Raw genomic sequence first — 20298 nt, forward strand, 5'->3', positions numbered from 1 at the left:
CGACGACGTGTTCACTGCTGTGTCCCCAGGTTGTTGTCGATCAACGCGAACATCTGCTCATCACTGGCCTCTCCGAGGTCCACCGTGTCGATGGCGGCGTCGGCGGCGTGCGTGTCGTACTTGGCGAGCAGGACCTGCAGTCGCAGCAGGACCCTCTCCCGTGTCTCTTCGTCGTCCTGCGCGGCGGCGAGGCCGGATTCCAGCGCCGCGAGGCTCTGGAGCACCAGGGGCTCGCCCGCCGGACCGTCGACCACCAGCTGTGCGTACAGGTGGTTGGTCAGCTCGCTCGCCGTCGGGTAGTCGAAGATCAGCGTGGTCGGCAGCCGCAGCCCGGTGGCGGAGGCCAGCCGGTTGCGCATCTCAATGGCGGTCAGTGAGCTGAAGCCCAGCTCGCTGAAGCCCCGTTCGGGGTCGACGGCGTCGGCGCTCCCGTATCCGAGCACGCCCGCGACCTGGCCCCGGACGAGTTCCAGGAGCGTCCGGCGCCGTTCGGCCTCGGACAGCCCGGTCAGCTTCTGGCGCAGTACGGACGCGTCCTCGCCGTCCGCCGCCCGGCGTACCGGGACCGGCACCAGGCCACGCAGTACGGCCGGTACGGGGTGGGTCGCCACGCCGGCCCGCAGCGCGGGCAGGTCGAGGCGGGCCGCGACGAGGTGGGCGGGAGCGGTACCGCCCGCGCCGTGGGCGGCGTCGAGCAGGGCCATGCCCTCCTCGGCCGACAGAGCGGCGCCGCCGCCGGCCGCCTTGGCCAGGTCCGCGGCGTCCAGGTGCTTGGTCATGCCGCTGGCCGGCGCCCACAGACCCCAACCGATCGACACGGCGGGCAGGCCCCGGGCGCGCCGGTGGGCGGCGAGGGCGTCCAGGAAGGCGTTGGCCGCGGCGTAGTTGCCCTGTCCCGGGGTTCCCGTGGTGGCGGCCGCCGAGGAGAACAGGACGAACATGTCGAGGTCGCTGTCGCGGGTCAGCTCGTGCAGGTTGACGGCCCCGTCGGCCTTGGGCCGCAGCACCGTGTCGACCTGTGCCGCGGTCAGGGTTCCGATGACGCCGTCGTCGAGGGCTCCGGCGGCGTGCACGACGCCGGTGACAGGGTGCGCGGCGAGGACCGCGGCGAGCCGGTCGCGGTCGGCGGCGTCACAGGTGACGACTTCCGCACGCGCCCCCAACTCCGCAAGCTCCGCCACGAGTTCGGCCGCTCCCTCCGCCTTCGCACCGCTCCGGCTGAGCAGCAGCAGCTCGCGCACTCCGTGCTCGGCGGCCAGATGCCGGGCGACGATCCCGCCCAGGACGCCGGTGCCGCCGGTGATCAGGACTCGGGCGTCGTCGCGAGTGGCCGGCACGGTGGGTGCGGTCGTGGTGCGGGCGAGGCGGGGGACGAGCGCCTTCCCGGCGCGCAGCGCCAGTTGGGGTTCGTCGGCGTCCAGGAGACGCGGCAGCCGGAGCGGGGACGCCTCGGCGCCTTCGCCGTCGAGGTCGCCGTCGAGGTCCACGAGCACGATCCGGCCCGGGTTCTCGCTCTGCGCGGAGCGCACCAGGCCCCGTGCGGCGGCGGCTGCGACGTCGGTGAGGTCCTCGGTGGCGTAGACGGTCACGGCGCCCCGGGTGGCGACCACCAGGGTGGCCTGCTCGAGGCGGGGGTCATCGAGGAACTCCTGGAGGACGGCGAGGGTGCCCGTGGTGGCGGTACGGGCAGCGGCGGCGAGGCCGCCGCTCGTACGGGGCACCGACCAGACGATGACGTCCGGCGCGGGGCGGCCCGCGTCGACGGCTTCGGTCAGGGCGGCGAGGTCCGGGTGCCAGTCGAGCAGGGCGACCTGGTCGGCCAGCCGTTCGGCGAGCCCCGCCTCGTCGTCCCCGACGACCGCCCAGACCTGCGGGTCCACGGCTGCCAGGGGCGCCTTGGACTCCGTCCAGTCCAGCTGGAACAGGCAGTCGCGGGCGGTGTCCTCGGCCGTGCGCAGCTCCGCGGGGGCCACGCTCCTGGTCGCCAGCGCCTCGGCGGCCAGTACGGGGCGGCCCGCGGTGTCGGCCGCCCGGAGGGTGACCGTGTCGGCCCCGTCGGCGGTGAGCCGTACGCGCAGGGCGAGCGCCCCGGTGGCGTACAGGCTGACGCCGGTCCAGGAGAACGGCAGCCGGATGCGGCCGGTGTCGGGCAGCAGCCCGGCGGCGCCGATCGCGTGCAGGGCGGCGTCGAACAGGGCGGGGTGGACGGCGAACCGTTCGGCGGCGCTGTGCAGTTGCTCGTCGAGGACGACTTCCGCGAACACCTCGTCGCCGCACCGCCAGGCGGCACGCAGCCCGCGGAAGCCGGGGCCGTAACCGTAGCCGGCGGCGGCCGCGCCGTCGTACCAGCCGTCCACCGGGACGGGCTCGGCACCCGTCGGAGGCCATACTCCGAGGTCGAACGCCTCGGCGGGAACCTCGTCGCCGAGGGTGCCCGTCGCGTGCGTTGTCCACGACGCGGTCGGCTCGGCGGTCTCCGGCCGCGCGTACACGGTGAACGCGCACGTGCCGTCGTCGCCCGGGGCGCTCACCGCGACCTGGAGGTGCAGGCCCTCCCGCGGCGGTACGACGAGGGGCGCCTGGAGCACCAGTTCCTCCAGGCGGGGGCGGCCCGCCGCCTCTCCGGCCCGCAGCGCCACCTCCACCAGGGCGGTGCCGGGCAGCAGGACGGTGCCGAGGACGGCGTGGTCGGCCAGCCACGGCTGTCCGGCCAGGGAGAGCCGGCCGGTGTACAGGACGCTGCCGTCCCCGGCCACGGACACGGCGGCGGCCAGCAGCGGGTGGTGGGCGGCACCGAGCCCGGCGGCGCCGACCGCGCCCACCTGCGGGACGGTCTCGGGCCAGAACCGGGCGCGCTGGAACGCGTACGTGGGCAGTTCGACGCGGCGGCCGCCGTGCCCCTCCAGGGCCGTGCCCCAGTGGACGTCGACCCCGTGGACGTACGCCTCGGCGAGGGCCTGGAGCCAGCGCCGCGGACCGCCCTCGCCGCGCCGCAGGGTGGCGAGGACGGCGGCGCGGGCGCCCGCGTCCTCGACCGTCTCCGCGACGGCGCCCGCCATGACCGGGTGCGGGCTCATCTCGATGAACAGGGACCGCCCCTCGGCCAGCAGGTGGCGGACGGTCTCCTCGAACAGGACCTCCTGGCGCATGTTGTCGTACCAGTACGCGGCGTCCAGTGACACGGCCGCGGCGTCGTCCCCGCGGTGTCCGCGCACGGTCGAGTGGAAGGGGACCCGGGGCTTCAACGGGGTGACCGGCGCAAGCAGTTCCAGGAGTCCCTCCCGCATGACCTCCGCCTGCGGCGAGTGCGATGCGAAGGCTGCCGGGATGTCGCGGGCCCGTGTCCCACGCTCCTTGCAGAGCTCCAGCAGGCCCCGCAGTGCGGCGGTGGTACCGGAGACGATGGTGGTCAGGGGACTGTTGACGCCGCCCACGGCCAGTTCGTCGCCCCACGGCCCGATCAGTGCGGCCGTTTCCGCGCGCGGCAGTGCGACGGCGACCATGCCGCCTCGGCCGGCGAGGATCTCGACGGCGAGGGCGCTGCGCAGCGCGACGACGCGAGCGCCGTCCGCGATGCTCAGCGCGCCCGACACCACGGCGGCGGCGATCTCGCCCTGCGAATTGCCCACCACCGCGGCGGGCACCACTCCGGCCGAGCGCCACAGTTCGGCGATCGACACCATGACGGCCCACAGCACGGGCTGGAGGACGTCGACCCGGTCGAGCCAGGCCTGGCCCTGCTCGCCGTCGGCGCGCAGCACCTCGGTCAGCGACCAGTCCACGAACGGGGCCAGCGCCTGCTCGCACTCCGCGATCCGCTCCCGGAACACCGCGGAGGAGTCCAGCAGTCCGGCCGCCATGCCGACCCACTGGGAGCCCTGGCCGGGGAAGACGAACACCACGCCGTCGCGGCCCGCGTCGCCGGTGCGGCGGACGACGCCGAGGGTGTCGACGCCCGCGGCGAGTGCGGCCAGGCCGGTGGTCAGTTCGTCGGTGCCCCGGGCGAGGACCACGGAGCGATGCTCCAGCGAGGCCCGCGTTTCGACGAGCGACCTGGCCACGTCGGCCGGTGCGGCCTCGCCGTCCTTGACCGCGGCGAGCAGCCGGGCCGCCTGCTCGCGCAGGGCGTCCTCGCTCTTCGCGGAGAGCACGAAGGGCAGGGTGCCGGTCTCCTCGGGGGCGGTCTCGGGCTGCGGTGCGGGGAGCCGCTCGGGCTCCTCCAGGATGACGTGCGCGTTCGTGCCGCTCACGCCGAACGAGGAGACGCCCACGCGGCGCGGCCTGCCGGTCTCGGGCCACGGCCGGGCCTCGGTCAGCAGTTCCACCTCACCGGCGGACCAGTCGACCTCGCCGGTCGGCTCCGTCACGTGCAGCGTCCTGGGCAGTACGCCGTGGTGCATGGCCATGACCATCTTGATCACGCCGCCGGCGCCGGCCGCGGCCTGCATGTGGCCGACGTTCGACTTGAGGGAGCCCAGGAACAGCGGCTGCCCCTCGGGGCGGTCCTGGCCGTATGTGGCGAGGATCGCCTGTGCCTCGATCGGGTCGCCGAGGCGGGTGCCGGTGGCGTGGGCCTCGACGGCGTCCACGTCGGTGGTACGCAGCCCGGCGTCGGCGAGGGCCTGGTGGATGACCCGCTCCTGCGAGGGGCCGTTGGGGGCGGTGAGCCCGTTGGACGCACCGTCCTGGTTGACCGCGGAGCCGCGTACGACCGCGAGGACGGGGTGGCCCTTGCGGCGGGCGTCGGAGAGCCGCTCCACGAGGAGCACGCCGATTCCCTCGGCCCAGCTGGTGCCGTCCGCGGTGGCGGAGAAGGACTTGGCACGGCCGTCGGGGGCCAGGCCCTGCTGCTGGCTGAAGTCGACGAACACGGCGGGGGTGGACAGGACGGTGACGCCGCCGGCGAGCGCCATGTCGCACTCGCCGTTGCGGATGGCCTGGGCGGCCAGGTGGAGGGCCACCAGGGAGGAGGAGCAGGCGGTGTCGACGGTCACCGACGGGCCTTCGAGGCCGAAGGTGTAGGAGACGCGGCCCGACAGGACGCTGCCGGAGGTGCCGGTGGTGAGGAAGGCCTCGGTGCCCTCGGGGAGGGTCGACATGGTTCCGGCGTAGTCGTGGTACATCAGGCCGGCGAAGACGCCGGTGCGGCTGCCGTGCAGCGAGGTCGGGTCGATGCCGGCCCGCTCGAACGCCTCCCAGCTGGCCTCCAGCATGAGCCGCTGCTGCGGGTCCATGGCGAGGGCCTCGCGCGGTGAGATGCCGAAGGGTGCCGGGTCGAAGGTGTCCGCGTCGTGGACGAAGCCGCCCTCGCGGACGTACATCTTGCCGCTCCTGCCGGGCTCCGGGTCGTAGAGCGCGTCGATCGGCCAGCCCCGGTTGCCGGGCAGCGGGCCGATCGCGTCGGTGCCCTCCTCGACGAGCCGCCACAGGTCTTCCGGGCTCTGCACGCCGCCGGGGAAGCGGCAGCTCATCGCGACGATCGCCAGGCGGTCGTCCTCGGTGTCCGGGGTGCGGGCGGCGCGCTGGGCGGCCACCGCCGGTGCGGTGGTGAGGCCCAGCAGTCGCGGCCGCAGGTGGGCGGCGAGCGCGGTGGAGTTGGGGTGGTCGAAGACCAGGGTGGACGACAGGCGCAGGCCGGTCAGGGAGGTGAGGTGGTTGCGCAGTTCGACGGCGGTCAGCGAGTCGAAGCCGAGCTCCGCGAAGGGGCGCCGGGGGGCGATCGGCGCGCCCGAGGAGTGCCCGAGGACGGCCGCGGCGGCCCCGCGCACCAGCTCGGTCAGTTCCCGCAGCTGGTCCGCCTCGTCCAACCGGGCAAGCCGGCCGACGAGTTCGGAGCGTCCGGCGGCCGGGGCACCCGCGGCCGCCGCTCGGGCGGTGCGGCGGGTACGGGGGCGGGAGTCGTCCCGCAGCAGCGGGTGCGGGGCCTCGGCCGCCGCCCGGAACACCGCGGGGTCGAGCCGCAGCGCCACCAGGTGGGGGTGTCCGGAGAAAAGGGCCGCGTCGAGGAGGGCGAGGCCCTCCTCGGTGCCGAGGGCGTCTCCGGCCCGGGTGATGCGCGCCCGGTCGGCGGCGGTGAGGTGCCCGGTGACACCGCTGGCCTCGGCCCACAGGCCCCATCCGACGGAGGTGGCGGGCAGGCCGTGCGTGACGCGGTGCTGGGCGAGGCCGTCGAGGAAGGCGTTGGCGGCGGCGTAGTTGCCCTGTCCGGGGGTGCCGAAGGTGGCGGAGGCCGAGGAGAAGAGGACGAACATGCCGAGGTCGCCGCCCCGGGTCAGCTCGTGGAGGTTGACCGCCGCGGCGACCTTCGGGGCGAGGACGGCGTCGAGCTGCTCGGGCGTCAGCGAGGTGATGGTGGCGTCGGCCACGAGGCCCGCCGCGTGCACCACACCGGTGAGCGGGCGGTCCGCCGCGATGCCGGCGAGGACGGCGGCAAGCGCGTCGCGGTCCGCCGCGTCGCACGCGACGACGTCGGCCCGCGCGCCCGAATCGGCGAGTTCCGCGACGAGTTCGGCGGCTCCCGGCGCCGCGGCGCCGCTCCTGCTGAGCAGCGTCAGGTGCCGTACGCCGTGCTCGGCGACCAGGTGGCGGGCGACGTGTCCGCCGAGGACGCCGGTGCCGCCGGTGACGAGGACGGTGCCGGAGGGGTCGAGGGCGGGGGCCCCTTCCGGCCGTCCGCCGGTGGCGCGCGTCAGCCTCGGGGTCAGGAACTCGCCGTCCCGGAGGGCGAGCTGGGGCTCGCCCAGGGCCAGGGCGGCGGCCTCCCAGCCGTCCGGTTCCGCACCCTCGTCGAGGTCCACCAGGACGAACCGGTCCGGGTGCTCCGACTGGGCCGCCCGTACGAGGCCCCAGACCGCGGCGGCGGCGGGGTCGACGGGAACGCCCCCGGCGGGAACGGCACGGCGGGTGCGTACCACCAGCTTGGCGTCACCGGAGGTGTTGCCGGTGTCGTCGCTCAGCCAGGCGCGCAGCACGGCCAGCGTCTCGTCGAGGACGGCGCGGGTCCGGCCCGCCATGCCGTCGGCGGACTCGGCGGACTCCTCGGGGTCGATGGGCAGGGTGATGCACTCCCCCGCCTCTTCGGTGGCTTCACCGCTGGGCCGGGCGGGCGTCCACGCCACCTGGAACAGGCTGTCGCGCGGTGCGGTGGCGGGCAGCTGCCCGGCCGTCGTCGGGCGCAGGACCAGTGAGTCGACGGTGGCGACGGGGGCACCCGTGCCGTCGGCGAGGGTCAGGGCGAGCGCATGCGGGCCGGTGAGCGCCAGACGCACCCGCAGGAAGGACGCACCCACCGCGTGCAGCGTGACGCCGGTCCAGGAGAACGGGAGCCGGACGCCGTCGGACTCCGGCAGCATCCCGGAGACGCCCACGGCGTGCAATGCCGCGTCGAACAGGGCCGGGTGCAGGCCGAATCCGGCGGCCTCGGCCCGGTCCTGCCCGGCCGCCTCGACCTCGGCGTACACCGCTTCGTCGGTGCGCCAGGCGGCGCGCAGGCCGCGGAAGGCGGGCCCGTACGCGAGTCCGGCCGCGGCCGCGCCCTCGTACCAGCCGTCGACGGACAGCGGCCGGGCGCCGGCCGGAGGCCACTGGACGAGGTCGTCGGCCGCGGGGGCGTCGTCCGGCGAGACGGTGCCCTCGGCGTGCCAGGTCCACTCGTCGTCGCCGTCGCGGCGTGCGTACACGCCGACCGTGCGGCGGCCGTCCTCGGCCGGGGCGCCCACGCGCAGTTGAAGCTGCGCGCCGCCCTGTTCGGGCAGGGCGAGGGGGGTGCGCAGGGTCAGTTCGTCGAGACGGGGGCAGTCGACCTGCTCACCGGCGCACAGCGCCAGCTCGACGAGGGCGGTGCCGGGGACGAGCGTGGAGCCCAGGACGACGTGATCGGCGAGCCAGGGGTGGGTGGCGGTGGAGAGGTGGCCGGTCAGCACGGCTCCGGCGCCGTCGGCCAGCGAGACCATGGCTCCGAGCAGGGGGTGTCCGGCGCTGCCCAGGCCGGCGGCGGCGAGGTTCTTGACCGCGGCGGGCGCGGGCCAGTACCGCTCCCGCTGGAAGGGATACGTGGGCAGCTCGACCGGGGCGCCGCCCCAGCCCTCGAAGAGCGCGGCCCAGTCGGGTTCGGCGCCCGCGGCGTGCAGGGTGGCGACGGCCCGCAGCAGTTGCCCGGCCTCTTCGCGCCCGGCGCGGGAAGCGGCGGCGATGCAGGCGGGTTCGGAACCCTCGGGGAGGCAGTTCTCGGCCATGGCGGTGAGGACGCCGTCGGGGCCGACTTCCAGGAAGCGGGAGACGCCCTGGGCGTGGAGGGTGGTGATCCCGTCCGCGAAGCGGACCGCCTCGCGGACGTGGCGCACCCAGTAGCCGGGGGTCTGGATCTCCTGCGGGTCGGCGAGCCTGCCGGTGACGTTGGAGACGATCGGCAGCTGTGGGGCGCCGAAGCTCACCTTCCCCGCCACGGACGCGAATGCGTCGAGCATGGCGTCCATGCGCGGCGAGTGGAAGGCGTGCGAGACGGTCAGCCGCTTGACCCGGCGGCCTTCGGCGCGCCAGGCCTTCTCCAGCTCCTCGACGGCGTCGGCGTCACCGGAGATCACCACGGAGGTGGGCCCGTTGATCGCGGCGATGCCGAGGCGGTTCCCGTGCGGGGAAAGGGCTTCGGCGATCTCGGACTCCTCGCCCTCGACGGCGAGCATCGCGCCACCCGTCGGCAGCGCCTGCATCAGACGGCCGCGCGCGCCGACCAGGGCGCACGCGTCGTCCAGCGACAGCACGCCCGCCACGTGGGCGGCGGCCAGCTCGCCGATGGAGTGCCCCAGCAGGAAGTCCGGGCGCACGCCCCACGCATCGAGCAGCCGGAAGAGGGAAACCTCCAGCGCGAACAGCCCCGCCTGGGTGTAGGCGGTCTGGTCGATCAACTCACCCTCACCGAAGAGGACTTCGCGCAACGGGCGATCCAGCTGAGCGTCCAGCCGCTCCGCCACCGCGTCCAGCGCCTCCGCGAACACCGGGAAGGTCTCGTACAGCTCCCGGCCCATTCCGGCCCGCTGCGCCCCCTGCCCGGAGAACAGGAACGCCGTCAGTCCCGGCGTCGCCGTGCCCCGTACGACCTCGGCGGCCGTCCGGTCCTCGCGCAGCGCGTCCAGGCCGGCCAGGAAGCCGTCCCGGTCGGCGGCGAGGACCACGGCACGGTGTTCGAAGGATCCCCGGGTCGTCGCCAGCGAACGACCGAGGCCGGCCACGTCGGCGGTCCCGTCCGCGCGGAGGCGCTCCGCCAGTCGCTCCGCCTGCGCCCGCAGCGCCTCGCCCGTCCGGGCGGAGACCGGCAGCGGCACGACCGGCGGCAGCGGCCGCGTGCGTACCGGAGCCTGCTGATCCGTCCGCGGTGCCTCCTCCACGATGAGGTGGGCGTTGGTACCGCTGATGCCGAACGAGGACACCCCGATACGGCGCGGCTGCCCGGTCTCCGGCAGGGGCCTGGCCTCGGTGAGGAGTTCCACCGCGCCGGACGTCCAGTCGACGTGCGGGGAGGGCTCGTCGACGTGCAGGGTGCGCGGGAGGGTGGCGTGGCGCAGCGACAGGACGGCCTTGATGACTCCGGCGACTCCGGCGGCGGCCTGGGTGTGGCCGATGTTGGACTTCAGGGAGCCGAGCCACAGCGGGCGGTTCGCGGGGCGGTCCTGGCCGTACGTGGCGAGCAGCGCCTGGGCCTCGATCGGGTCACCGAGGGTGGTGCCGGTGCCGTGCGCCTCGACGGCGTCGATCTGCTCCGGCGAGAGCCGGGCGTTGTGCAGCGCCTGGCGGATGACCCGCTCCTGGGAGGGGCCGTTGGGGGCGGTGAGGCCGTTTGAGCCGCCGTCCTGGTTGACGGCGGAGCCGCGGATCAGGGCGAGGACCGGGTAGCCGTTGCGCTCGGCGTGGGAACGGGTGGTCACCAGGACCATCGCCGCGCCCTCGGCCATACCCATGCCGTCGGCGGCGGCGGAGAACGCCTTGCAGCGGCCGTCGGAGGCGAGGCCCCGCTGGCGGTCGAACTCGTAGAAGCCGATGGGGTGCGGCATCACGGTGACGCCGCCGACGAGCGCCATGGTGCAGTCGCCGTTGCGCAGCGCCTGGCCGGCCATGTGCAGGGCGGTCAGCGAGGACGAGCAGGCGCTGTCGACGGTGACGGCGGGGCCTTCGAGGCCGAGGGTGTAGGCGATGCGGCCCGAGACGACGGAGGTGGCGCCGCCGGTCAGGAGGTAGCCCTCCGTACCGGGGTTGTCGCCGGCCTGCATGGCGGCGTCGTAGCCCTGGCCGTTGGCGCCGATGAAGGTGCCGGTACGGCTTCCCCGCAGCGCCGCCGGGTGGATTCCGGCCCGCTCGACGGCCTCCCAGGCGATCTCCAGGGCGAGCCGCTGCTGCGGGTCCATGGCGAGCGCCTCGCGCGGGTTGATCCCGAAGAAGCCGGGATCGAAGTCGGCGGCGTCGTGCACGAATCCGCCGCGTGCCGACGTCTCGCCGCTGTCCGTCCGCGTACCGTCGCGGCCGTCCCCGTCGCCGGGCAGGGCGGAGCCCCAGCCCCGGTCGGTGGGGAAGGAGGTGATGGCGTCGCCGCCGTCGGTGAGCAGCTGCCACAGGTCGTCGGGGCTGAGCACGCCGCCGGGGAGGTGGCAGCTCATCGACACGATGGCGAGGGGTTCGGACTCGGCCGACTCGGCGGCGTGCAGCTGCTGCCGGGTCCTGTGGAGTTCGGCGACCACGCGGCCGAGGTAGTCCCTGAGTTTCGTCTCGTCTGCCATCACTGGACTCCCAGGTCTCGGTCCACGAATGCGAACAGTTCGTCGTTGGTGGCGGTACCGAGCCGGGCCAGGAGTTCCTCCTGGGCCCCCGGCCCGTCACCGGCGGCTTCCTTGCGCTGATTGGCCAGCAGCGTTTCCAGCCGCATGACGATGCGCATCTTGGCGATGTCGTCGGCCGGCAGCGCGGTGAGCGCCGCTTCCAGCCGGTCCAGTTCGGCCGCGGTGGGCAGCTGCTCGCCGGCTGCCTCCGGGAGGAGTTCGGCCAGCAGGTGGCGTACCAGCGCGGCGGGGGTGGGCTGGTCGAAGACCAGCGTGGCGGGCAGTTTCAGGCCGGTGGCCCGGGAGAGCCGGTTGCGGAGCCCGACCGCCGTCAGCGAGTCGAAGCCGAAGCCGCGGAACGGCTGGTCGACGGTGATCGCCTCGCGATCGCCGTGGCCGAGGACCAGGGCGGCGTGGTCGCGGACCAGGTCGAGCAGTGCGCGTTCGCGCTCGGGCTCGGACAGGGCGGTGAGCCGTTGCCGGAACTCGGCCGCCGCGCCGTCCTGCGGGGCGGCCGCGGCATCCGGGGACGCCGTGTCGGTGAGGATGCGGCGGGCCTCGGGCAGGTCGGCGATGAGCGGGCTCGGGCGCATCGAGGTGAAGGCCGGGACGAACTGCTCCCAGTCGACCTCTGCGGCGGCCACGAACGTGTCGTCGTGGTCGAGTGCCCGCTGGAGGGCCAGCATCGCCGGCTGGGGGGTGATGAGCGGGACGCCCCGGCGCAGCATCGGTTCGACCTCGGCGGCGGGGACCATGCCGCCGCCGTCCCAGGGGCCCCAGGCCACGGAAAGGGCGGGGACGCCGTCGGCCCTGCGGTGCCGGGCAAGGGCGTCGAGGTAGGCGTTGCCCGCCGCGTAGGCGCCGTGGCGGCCGACTCCCCAGACTCCGGAGATGGAGGAGAAGTGGACGACCGCGTCCAGCCGGCCGGGGTCCAGGAGCTCGTCCAGGTGCCGGGCGCCGGCCACCTTGGCGGCGGTGGCGTGCGCCAGTTCGGCGACGCTGGTGTCCTCGAGGCGGGTGAGCACTCCGGTGCCCGCGGTGTGCAGGACGGTGCGGAGGGTGACGCCGTCCTCGTCGAGTCGGGCGAGCATGGCCGCCACCGCTTCCCGGTCGGTCAGGTCGCAGGAGAGGACCGTCACCCGGGTGCCGAGGCCGGTGAGCTCGGCCGTCAGCTCGGCTGCTCCAGGGGCGAGCTCGCCGCGCCTGCTGACCAGGACGAGGTGTGCGGCGCCGTTCGAGGCCAGCCAGCGGGCGACGTGGCCGCCGATCGCTCCGGTGCCGCCGGTGATGAGGGTGGTGCCCTCGGGCCGCCAGGTGCGGACGGGCTCGGTGCCCTCGACCGAGGCCCGTACGAGCCTGCGGGCGAACAGCCCCGAGGGCCGGACGGCGATCTGGTCCTCGGCGTCGGAGCGGGCGAGCACCCCGGCGAGGGCGGCCGTCGCCGTGGCGTCGGGGGTGGCGGGCAGGTCGATCAGGCCGCCCCAGTGGCGGGGGTGTTCGAGGGCCGCGACCCGGCCGAGGCCCCAGGTCTGGGCCTGGAGCGGTCCGGCGAGCGGGTCGGTGTCCGCGACGGACACCGCGCCGGTGGTGACGGACCACAGCGGGGCTTCGAGGCCGGTCTCCGTCACCGCCTGGAGCAGGGTCAGCGTTCCTGCCAGCCCGGCTGTCAGGGTGGGGTGTCCGGGGTGCGGGCTCTCGTCCGCGGGAAGCAGCGAGAGGATGCCGGCGACCGGTGCCCCGACGCCCTGGAGCTCCCGCAGCCGGGCCGTGAAGAACGCGGTGTCGGCGTCGGGGTGGGCGAGCAGGAGCTCGGGCTCCGCCAGGTGGTCCCGCAGGGCGGCGACGGTGCGCAGGACGAGGTCCGTGTCGGCGTGCGCCGCCGGTGCGACGACCAGCCAGCGTCCCGACAGGACCGGTGAGGCGCTCGGTTCGATCGCCGTCCAGTGCTCGCGGTAGCGCCAGCGGTCGACGGCCGCCTTGTCGCTCACGCCCCGGTGCCACTCCGCGAGGGCGGGCAGCGCCTGGGTGAGGGAGTCCAGCTGGGCGTCGTCGGCGTGCGCCGCCAGCGTCCGGGCGAGTGCCTCCGCGTCCTGCTGGTCCACCGCCGTCCAGAACCGGTCCTGCTCGGCCGGTACGGGTGCGGCCGGGTCCGCGGCGGGGGCGAGGGCTTCGTCCTGGCGCGCCCAGTAGCGGGTGCGCTGGAAGGGGTACGTGGGCAGGGCGACGGTCCGGGCGCCGGTTCCGTCGAACATGCCCTCCCACTCGACCCGGGCCCCGCACACGTATGCCTCGGCCAGGCTGGTCAGCAGGCGTCGGCGGCCCGCGTCGTCGCGGCGCAGGGAGCCGATCACCTGGACACTGGAAAGGGCGCTGCCGACCGCGTCGATGGTCTCCTCGATCGCCGCGGTCAGCACGGGGTGCGGGCTGACCTCGATGAACAGGCGGTGGCCGTCGCGCAGCAGGGCGCGGGTGGCGTCCTCGAAGCGGACGGTCCGGCGCAGGTTGGTAAACCAGTAGTCGCCGTCCATGGTGGTGGTGTCGATGGGCTCGCCGGTGACGGTGGAGTAGCAGGGCACCTCGCCCGGGTGGGCGGTGATGCCCGCCAGGTCCTCGGCGAGCCGGGCCTGGAGGGCGTCGACCTGGGCGGAGTGGGAGGCGTAGTCGACGGGGATGAGCTTGGCGCGCACCCCGTCGGCGGTCAGGCGGGTGAGGAGGGCGTCGAGGGCGTCGGTGGTGCCGGAGACCACCACCGACCCGGGGCCGTTGACGGCGGCGACCGACAGGTGCGCGGCGTCCTCGGTGACGTATCCCTCGGCCCGGGCGAGCGGCAGGGACACCGACATCATTCCGCCGTGTCCGGCGAGTGCGGCGATGGCCCGGCTGCGCAGGGCGACGACCTTCGCGCCGTCCTCGAGGGACAGTGCGCCGCTGACGACGGCCGCGGCGATCTCGCCCTGGGAGTGGCCGACGACGGCGTCCGGCTCGATGCCGTGCGAGCGCCAGACGGCGGCGAGGGAGACCATGACGGCGAACAGCAGCGGCTGGACGACGTCGACGCGGTCGAGTGCGGGCGCGCCGGGCGTCCCGCGCAGGACGTCGAGCGGGTCGAAGTCGACGTGGGCGGCGAGGGCGTCGGAGCACATCGCGAACCGCCGGCGGAACACCGCGGAGGAGTCGAGGAGTTCCAGGGCCATGCCGGCCCACTGCGAGCCCTGGCCGGGGAAGACGAACACGACCTTGCCGGCGCTGCCGCTGCCGGTGACGACGTTGGGTGCGGGCCGGTCCTGCGCGAGGTCCTCCAGTGCGTGCAGCAGCGCGTCCCGGTCGGCGTCGAGGAGCACGGCCCGGTGGGCGAGCCGGGAGCGGGTGGTGACCAGCGAGTGGCCGATGTCCGTGGGCTCGGCGTCCGGGTGGGCGAGGACGTGCCGGCGCAGCTCCAGCGCCTGGGCGCGCAGGGCCTGTTCGGAGCGGGCCGACAGGACCCACGGCACCAGGGCCGGGGCGGTCCTGGTGGTGGCGGGGCTGGTCTCGGGCTCGGGGGCCTGTTCCAGGATGGTGTGGGCGTTGGTGCCGCTCATACCGAACGAGGACACCGCGGCCCGGCGGACGCGGCCGGTCTCGGGCCAGACCCGCTGCTCGGTCAGCAGTTCGACGGCGCCGGACGACCAGTCGGCGTGCGGCGACGGCGCGTCGACATGGAGCGTCCGGGGCAGGACACCGTGCCGCATGGCCTGCACCATTTTGATGACGCCCGCGACACCGGAAGCGGCCTGGGTGTGGCCGATGTTGGACTTGAGCGAGCCGAGCCACAGCGGCCGGTCCGCGTCGCGGTCCCGGCCGTACACCGACAGCAGGGCGCCGGCCTCGATCGGGTCACCGAGGGTGGTGCCGGTGCCGTGGCCCTCGACGGCGTCCACGTCCGCGGGAGCGAGGCCGGCGGCGACGAGCGCCTGCCGGATCACCCGCTCCTGCGAGGGGCCGTTGGGGGCGGTGAGGCCCTGCGAGGCGCCGTCCTGGTTGACGGCGGAGCCTCGGATGACGGCGAGGACCTCGTGGCCGTTGCGCCGGGCGTCGGAGAGGCGCTCGACGAGGAGCACGGCGGCGCCCTCGCCCCAGCTGGTGCCGTCGGCGGCGGCGGCGAAGGACTTGCAGCGGCCGTCGGAGGCGAGGCCGTTCTGTTGGTCGAAGGCCGCGAAGACGGCCGGTGAGGGGATCACCGTGACGCCGCCCGCCATCGCCATGGAGCACTCCCCCGCCCGGATCGCCTGGACGGCCAGGTGCAGGGCGACCAGGGAGGAGGAACAGGCGGTGTCGACGGTGACGGCGGGGCCTTCGAGGCCGAGCGCGTAGGAGACGCGGCCGGAGATGACGCTGTTGGCGCTGCCGGTGAGAGCGTGGCCGAGCGATTCGGCGGGGAGCTCGACGCCACCGGCGTAGGCGGAGTTGGAGGCGCCGACGAAGACGCCGATCCGGCTGCCGCGCACGGAGTCCGGCGGGGTGCCGTTGCGCTCCAGGACCTCCCAGCAGGCTTCGAGCATCATCCGCTGCTGCGGGTCCATGGCGAGGGCCTCGTGCGGGGAGATCCCGAAGAAGGCGGCGTCGAAGCCGGTGGCGTCGTAGACGAAGCCGCCCTCGCGGGCGTACCGGGCGCCGGAGCCGTCCAGGCCCCAGCCACGGTCGGTGGGGAAGGCGGAGATGGCGTCGGTGCCGGAGGCGACCAGGTCCCAGAGCGCTTCGGGGGAGACGGCGCCGCCGGGCAGCCGACAGCTCATGGCGACGATCGCGACGGGATCGTCGGAGACGACCGTTGTGGTCGGCGCGGCCTGCTCGGTGGGTACGTCGACGAGCCGGCCCAGCAGGTGGCGGCCGAGCGCCTCGCAGGTCGGGTAGTCGAAGACGAGCCCGGCGTGCAGCGGCAGGCCGGTGGCGGACGCGAGCCGTTCCTTGAGTTCGACCGCCGTGAGCGAGTCGATGCCGAGGTCCTTCAGCGGGCGGTCGAGTGCGATGGCATCGGTGGAGCGGTAGCCGAGCACGGCCGCCGCCTCGGACCGTACGAGGTCGAGGAGGACGCCCGCGCGCCGGGCTGGGGGCAGGGAGGTCAGCCGCTCCGTCCAGGCGGCCGCGACGGTGTTCCGGCCGCCGCCCGTGGCGCCCGCGGGGCGGAGGACCTCGGCGGCCTCGGGTATCCCGCGGAGCAGGGGGGCGGGCCGGGAGGTGCTGAACACGGGTGCGAAGCGGGCCCAGTTGACGTGGGCGACGGTCAGGCAGGTCTCACGTGCGTCGAGGGCCTGGGCGAGGGCGGAGATGCCCAGCTCGGGGTCCATCGGGGCGAGGCCGAACCGGGAGAGGTGCTCCTGGAGTTCGCTGTCGGCGGCCATGCCGCCGCCGCCCCACGGGCCCCAGGCGACGGCCGTGGCCGGGCGGCCCTGGGCCCTGCGGCGCTCCGCGAGGGCGTCGAGGTGGGCGTTGGCGGCGGAGTACCCGGCGGCGCGGCCGTCGCCCCAGATCCCGGCGATGGAGGAGAACATCACGAACGCGTCGAGCGGGGTGTCGGCCAGGAGGGCGTCGAGGTTCTCGGCGCCGTCGACCTTGCTGCGGACGACGTCCCCGAGTTCGGCCACGCTGATCTCGGACGGCGCACCGGACTCCGCGATGCCCGCCGCGTGGAACACGGCCGTCACCGGGTGCTCCTCGAGGAGCGCGGCGAGCGCGGCGCGGTCGGCCACGTCGCAGGCAACAACGGTCGCCTCGGCGCCCGACGCCCGGAGTTCCGCGACGAGTTCGGCGGCGCCGGGGGTGTCCGGGCCTCGGCGGCCGGTGAGCACGAGGCTCCGGGCGCCGCGGGTGACGAGCCAGCGGGCGACGCGACCCCCGAGGGCGCCGGTGCCGCCGGTGATCAGGACGGTTCCGGTGGGCTGCCAGGCGGGCGCGGCGGTGCCGGTCCAGGGTGCGCGTACCATGCGGCGGGCGAGGACGCCCGTGGCGCGCACCGCGACCTGGTCCTCGTCATGGCCACCGGTCAGTACGGAGGCCAGGTCGGCGACGGCGCGGTCGTCCAGCTGCTCGGGCAGGTCGACGAGCCCGCCCCAGCGGCCCGGGTACTCCAGGGCGGCGACCCGGCCGAAGCCCCACACCTGCGCCTGGGCGGGGTGCGGTGCGCGGTCGGTGCGCCCGGCCGGGACGGCCTGCCGGGTCGCGCACCACAGCGGGGCGTCGATGCCGGCGTCACCGAGAGCCTGGACGAGCAGCAGGGTGAGCGCGAGTCCGGTGGTGACCTGTGGGTACTCGGCGTGCGGTGCCTCGGCGGTGCCGACCAGCGACAGGACGCCGGTGACGTCGCCGCACGCGGTGGCCTGCTCCAGCAGGTCCCCGGCGAGGGTCCAGCGGTCGGTCTCGGCGGGGGCGACGGGCACCGTGACGACGTCGGCGCCGTGGGCGCGCAGGCCCTCGGCGACGGCGGTGGCCCGCGGGTCGTCCGTCTCGTCGGCGGGCACCACCAGCAGCCAGGTGCCGGACAGGTTCCCGGCAGGTGTCTCCACCCGCTGCCAGGTGACCCGGTAGCGCCACGAGTCGACGGTGGCCTTGTCGGTGCTGCCCCTGCGCCAGGCGGTGAGGGCGGGCAGCACGGCGTCCAGGCCGTGGTCGGCGGGCAGGCCGAGGGTGTCCGCGACGGCCGCCAGGTCCGCCGCCTCCACGGCCGCCCAGAAGCTCTCCTCCGCGGAGCTCCGCACGGCGGGGACGCGCGTGCCCTCCGCCGCGGCGGCGTCGGGCAGCCAGTACGGCTCGCGCTGGAAGGCGAGGGTGGGCAGCGCGACGCGGCGGCCGCCCCACGGGCCGAAGACGGCCTGCCAGTCGACGGGCCGGCCGGCCAGGTGCACGCCCGCGAGCGCCTCCAGCAGGGCGCGCGGCTCGCTGCGGTCGGCGCGCAGCGACGGCACGGCGCGGAGGGTTTCCAGCGGGGCGGTCTCCTTGGCCAGCGCGGTGAGTTCGGTGCCGGGCCCCAGCTCCACGAAGGTGGTGACGCCCGCGGCGCGCAGGGCGCCGACGCCGTCCGCGAACCGGACCGCCTCGCGGACGTGCCGCACCCAGTACTCGGGGGTGCACAGTTCGGCGGGGTCGGCGAGCTCGCCCGTGACGTCGGAGACGATCGGGATCCGCGGCTCGTGGAAGGTCAGCTTCCGTGCGACAGAGGCGAATCCGTCGAGCATCGGAGTCATCAGCGGCGAGTGGAAGGCGTGCGAGACCGTCAGCCACTTGACCTTGCGGCCCCGGCCGAGCCAGTGCTCGCGCAGTTTCGCGGCGGCGTCCTCGGTGCCGGACAGCACGACCGAGCGGGGGCCGTTGACGGCGGCGATGTCGATCTGTGCCACAAGGCCGGCCAGTGATTCCCGGGCCTCCGCCTCGCCCGCCTCGACGGCCAGCATCGCGCCGCCGGACGGCAGCTCCTGCATCAGCCGGCCACGGGCGGCGACCAGCGTGCAGGCGTCCTCCAGCGAGAGCACGCCCGCCACGTGGGCGGCGGCCAGTTCACCGACGGAGTGGCCGAGGAGCAGGTCCGGGGTGACGCCCCAGGACTCCCAGAGCCGGAACAGGGCGACTTCGAGGGCGAACAGCGCGGGCTGGGTGTAGACGGTGCGGTCGACCGGCTTCTCGCCGTCACGCGGCACTCCGCCGTCGAACAGAATCTCATTGAGCGGGCGGTCCAGCTCCGGGTCGAGCAGAGCGGCGACGTCGTCCAGCGCCCGGGCGAACGCCGGGAAGGTCTCGTACAGTTCCCGGCCCATGCCCGCGCGCTGCGCGCCCTGGCCGGAGAAGAGGAAGGCCAGGCCGCCGTCGGCCCGCTCGCCGCGCAGCGCGTCCGCGCCGGTGCGGCCCGCCGCGAGGTCGCGCAGGCCCTGCAGGAGGGTCTCGCGGTCACCGGCGAGCACGACGGCCCGGTGCTCCAGGGCGGCGCGGGTGGTGGCGAGGGAGAGGCCGGTGTCCAGCAGTGCGGGCGCGTCGTCGGCCCGTACGAACTCCAGGAGCATCACGGCCTGTTCGGCCAGTCCCCGCGGTGTGCGGCCGGAGACCAGGAACGGCAGCAGGCCGGGGGCGGTCCCGGTGGGGACGCCCTGCGCGGGCTCCTGCCGCGGGGCCTGCTCCAGGATGGCGTGTACGTTGGTGCCGCTCATGCCGAACGAGGACACACCGGCTCGGCGGGGACGCCCCGTCTCGGGCCACGGCCGCTCCTCGGTGAGGAGTTCGACGGCGCCGGACGCCCAGTCGATGTGAGGGGAGGCCTCTTCGGCGTGGAGGGTCCGCGGCAGTGCGCCGTGGCGCATCGCCATGACCATCTTGATGACGCCGGCCATGCCGGCGGCGGCCTGAGTGTGCCCGATGTTGGACTTGACCGAGCCCAGCCACAGCGGACGGTCCTCGTCCCGCTCCTGGCCGTACGTGGCGAGCAGCGCCTGCGCCTCGATCGGGTCACCGAGGGTCGTGCCGGTGCCGTGCGCCTCGACGGCGTCGACCTCGGCCGCCGACAGCCGCGCGTTGGCGAGTGCCTGGCGGATGACCCGCTCCTGGGACGGCCCGTTGGGGGCGGTGAGGCCATTGGAGGCGCCATCGGAGTTGACGGCGGTGCCGCGGATCACGGCCAGGATCTCGTGGCCGTTGCGCTGTGCGTCGGAGAGCCGCTCCAGGAGCAGTACGCCGACGCCCTCGCCCCAGCCGGTGCCGTCGGCGGCGGCGGAGAACGCCTTGCAGCGGCCGTCGGAGGCGAGTCCGCCCTGTCGGCCGAACTCGCTGAACAGGCCGAGGCCGGCCATCACGCTCACGCCGCCGGCCAGTGCCATCGTGCACTCGCCGCCGCGCAGTGCCTGCGCGGCCAGGTGCAGGGCAACCAGCGAGGACGAGCAGGCGGTGTCCGTGGTGATGGCGGGGCCCTTGAGACCGAAGGTGTAGGCCGCGCGCCCGGACAGCACGCTGCCGGCGCTGCCGGTGAGCAGGTGCCCCTCGGCTTCCTCCGGAAGGTCCGCGCCGAGCGCGTAGTTGGAGGCGCCCGCGCCGATGAAGACGCCGGTGTCGCTGCCCCGGGTGGAGCGCGGGTCGATACCGGCCCGCTCGAACGCCTCCCAGGACGCCTCCAGCACGAGCCGCTGCTGCGGGTCCATGGTCAGCGCCTCGCGGGGGCTGACCCCGAACAGCGGGGCGTCGAACCGGTCGGCGTCCGGGACGAAGCCGCCCCTGAGGCCGAGCGCGTCGCCGCGAGCGGTGTCCCAGCCGCGGCCCTCGGGCAGGCCGCCGATGGCGTCCCTGCCCTCCTTGACGAGGTTCCACAGCTCTTCCGGCGACTTTGCCCCTCCGGGGAAGCGACAGCTCATGCCGATGATCGCGATGCTCTCCGGCGCCCCCTCCTCGGCTTCGCGCAGCCGCTGCCTGGTTTCCGACAGGTCGGCCGTCACGCGCTTGAGGTATTCGAGGAGCTTGTCTTCGTTGGCCATCGGGTCCTGTC

Annotated in this window: 2 protein-coding genes; both read right to left on the reverse strand. The window is 75.0% G+C overall.

What is annotated here, in order from left to right:
* Positions 1-11: 11 nt before the first annotated feature.
* The gene (locus tag J1792_RS27300) at positions 12-10766 is read right to left on the reverse strand and encodes a type I polyketide synthase (RefSeq protein WP_207248399.1); all 10755 of its coding nucleotides are present in this window, start codon (positions 10764-10766) and stop codon (positions 12-14) included.
* The gene (locus J1792_RS27305; RefSeq protein WP_207248400.1) at positions 10766-20287 is read right to left on the reverse strand and encodes a type I polyketide synthase; all 9522 of its coding nucleotides are present in this window, start codon (positions 20285-20287) and stop codon (positions 10766-10768) included. Before J1792_RS27305 ends, J1792_RS27300 begins: the two co-directional genes overlap by 1 nt.
* Positions 20288-20298 lie beyond the last annotated feature (11 nt).

This window comes from Streptomyces triculaminicus (assembly GCF_017349075.1).
GTDB lineage: Bacteria > Actinomycetota > Actinomycetes > Streptomycetales > Streptomycetaceae > Streptomyces > Streptomyces triculaminicus.

What these genes read in the sequence shown, in the direction of transcription:
- J1792_RS27300 (WP_207248399.1), bottom strand. Translation starts at nt 10,766, where the DNA reads ATGGCAGACGAGACGAAACTCAGGGACTACCTCGGCCGCGTGGTCGCC.
- J1792_RS27305 (WP_207248400.1), bottom strand. Translation starts at nt 20,287, where the DNA reads ATGGCCAACGAAGACAAGCTCCTCGAATACCTCAAGCGCGTGACGGCC.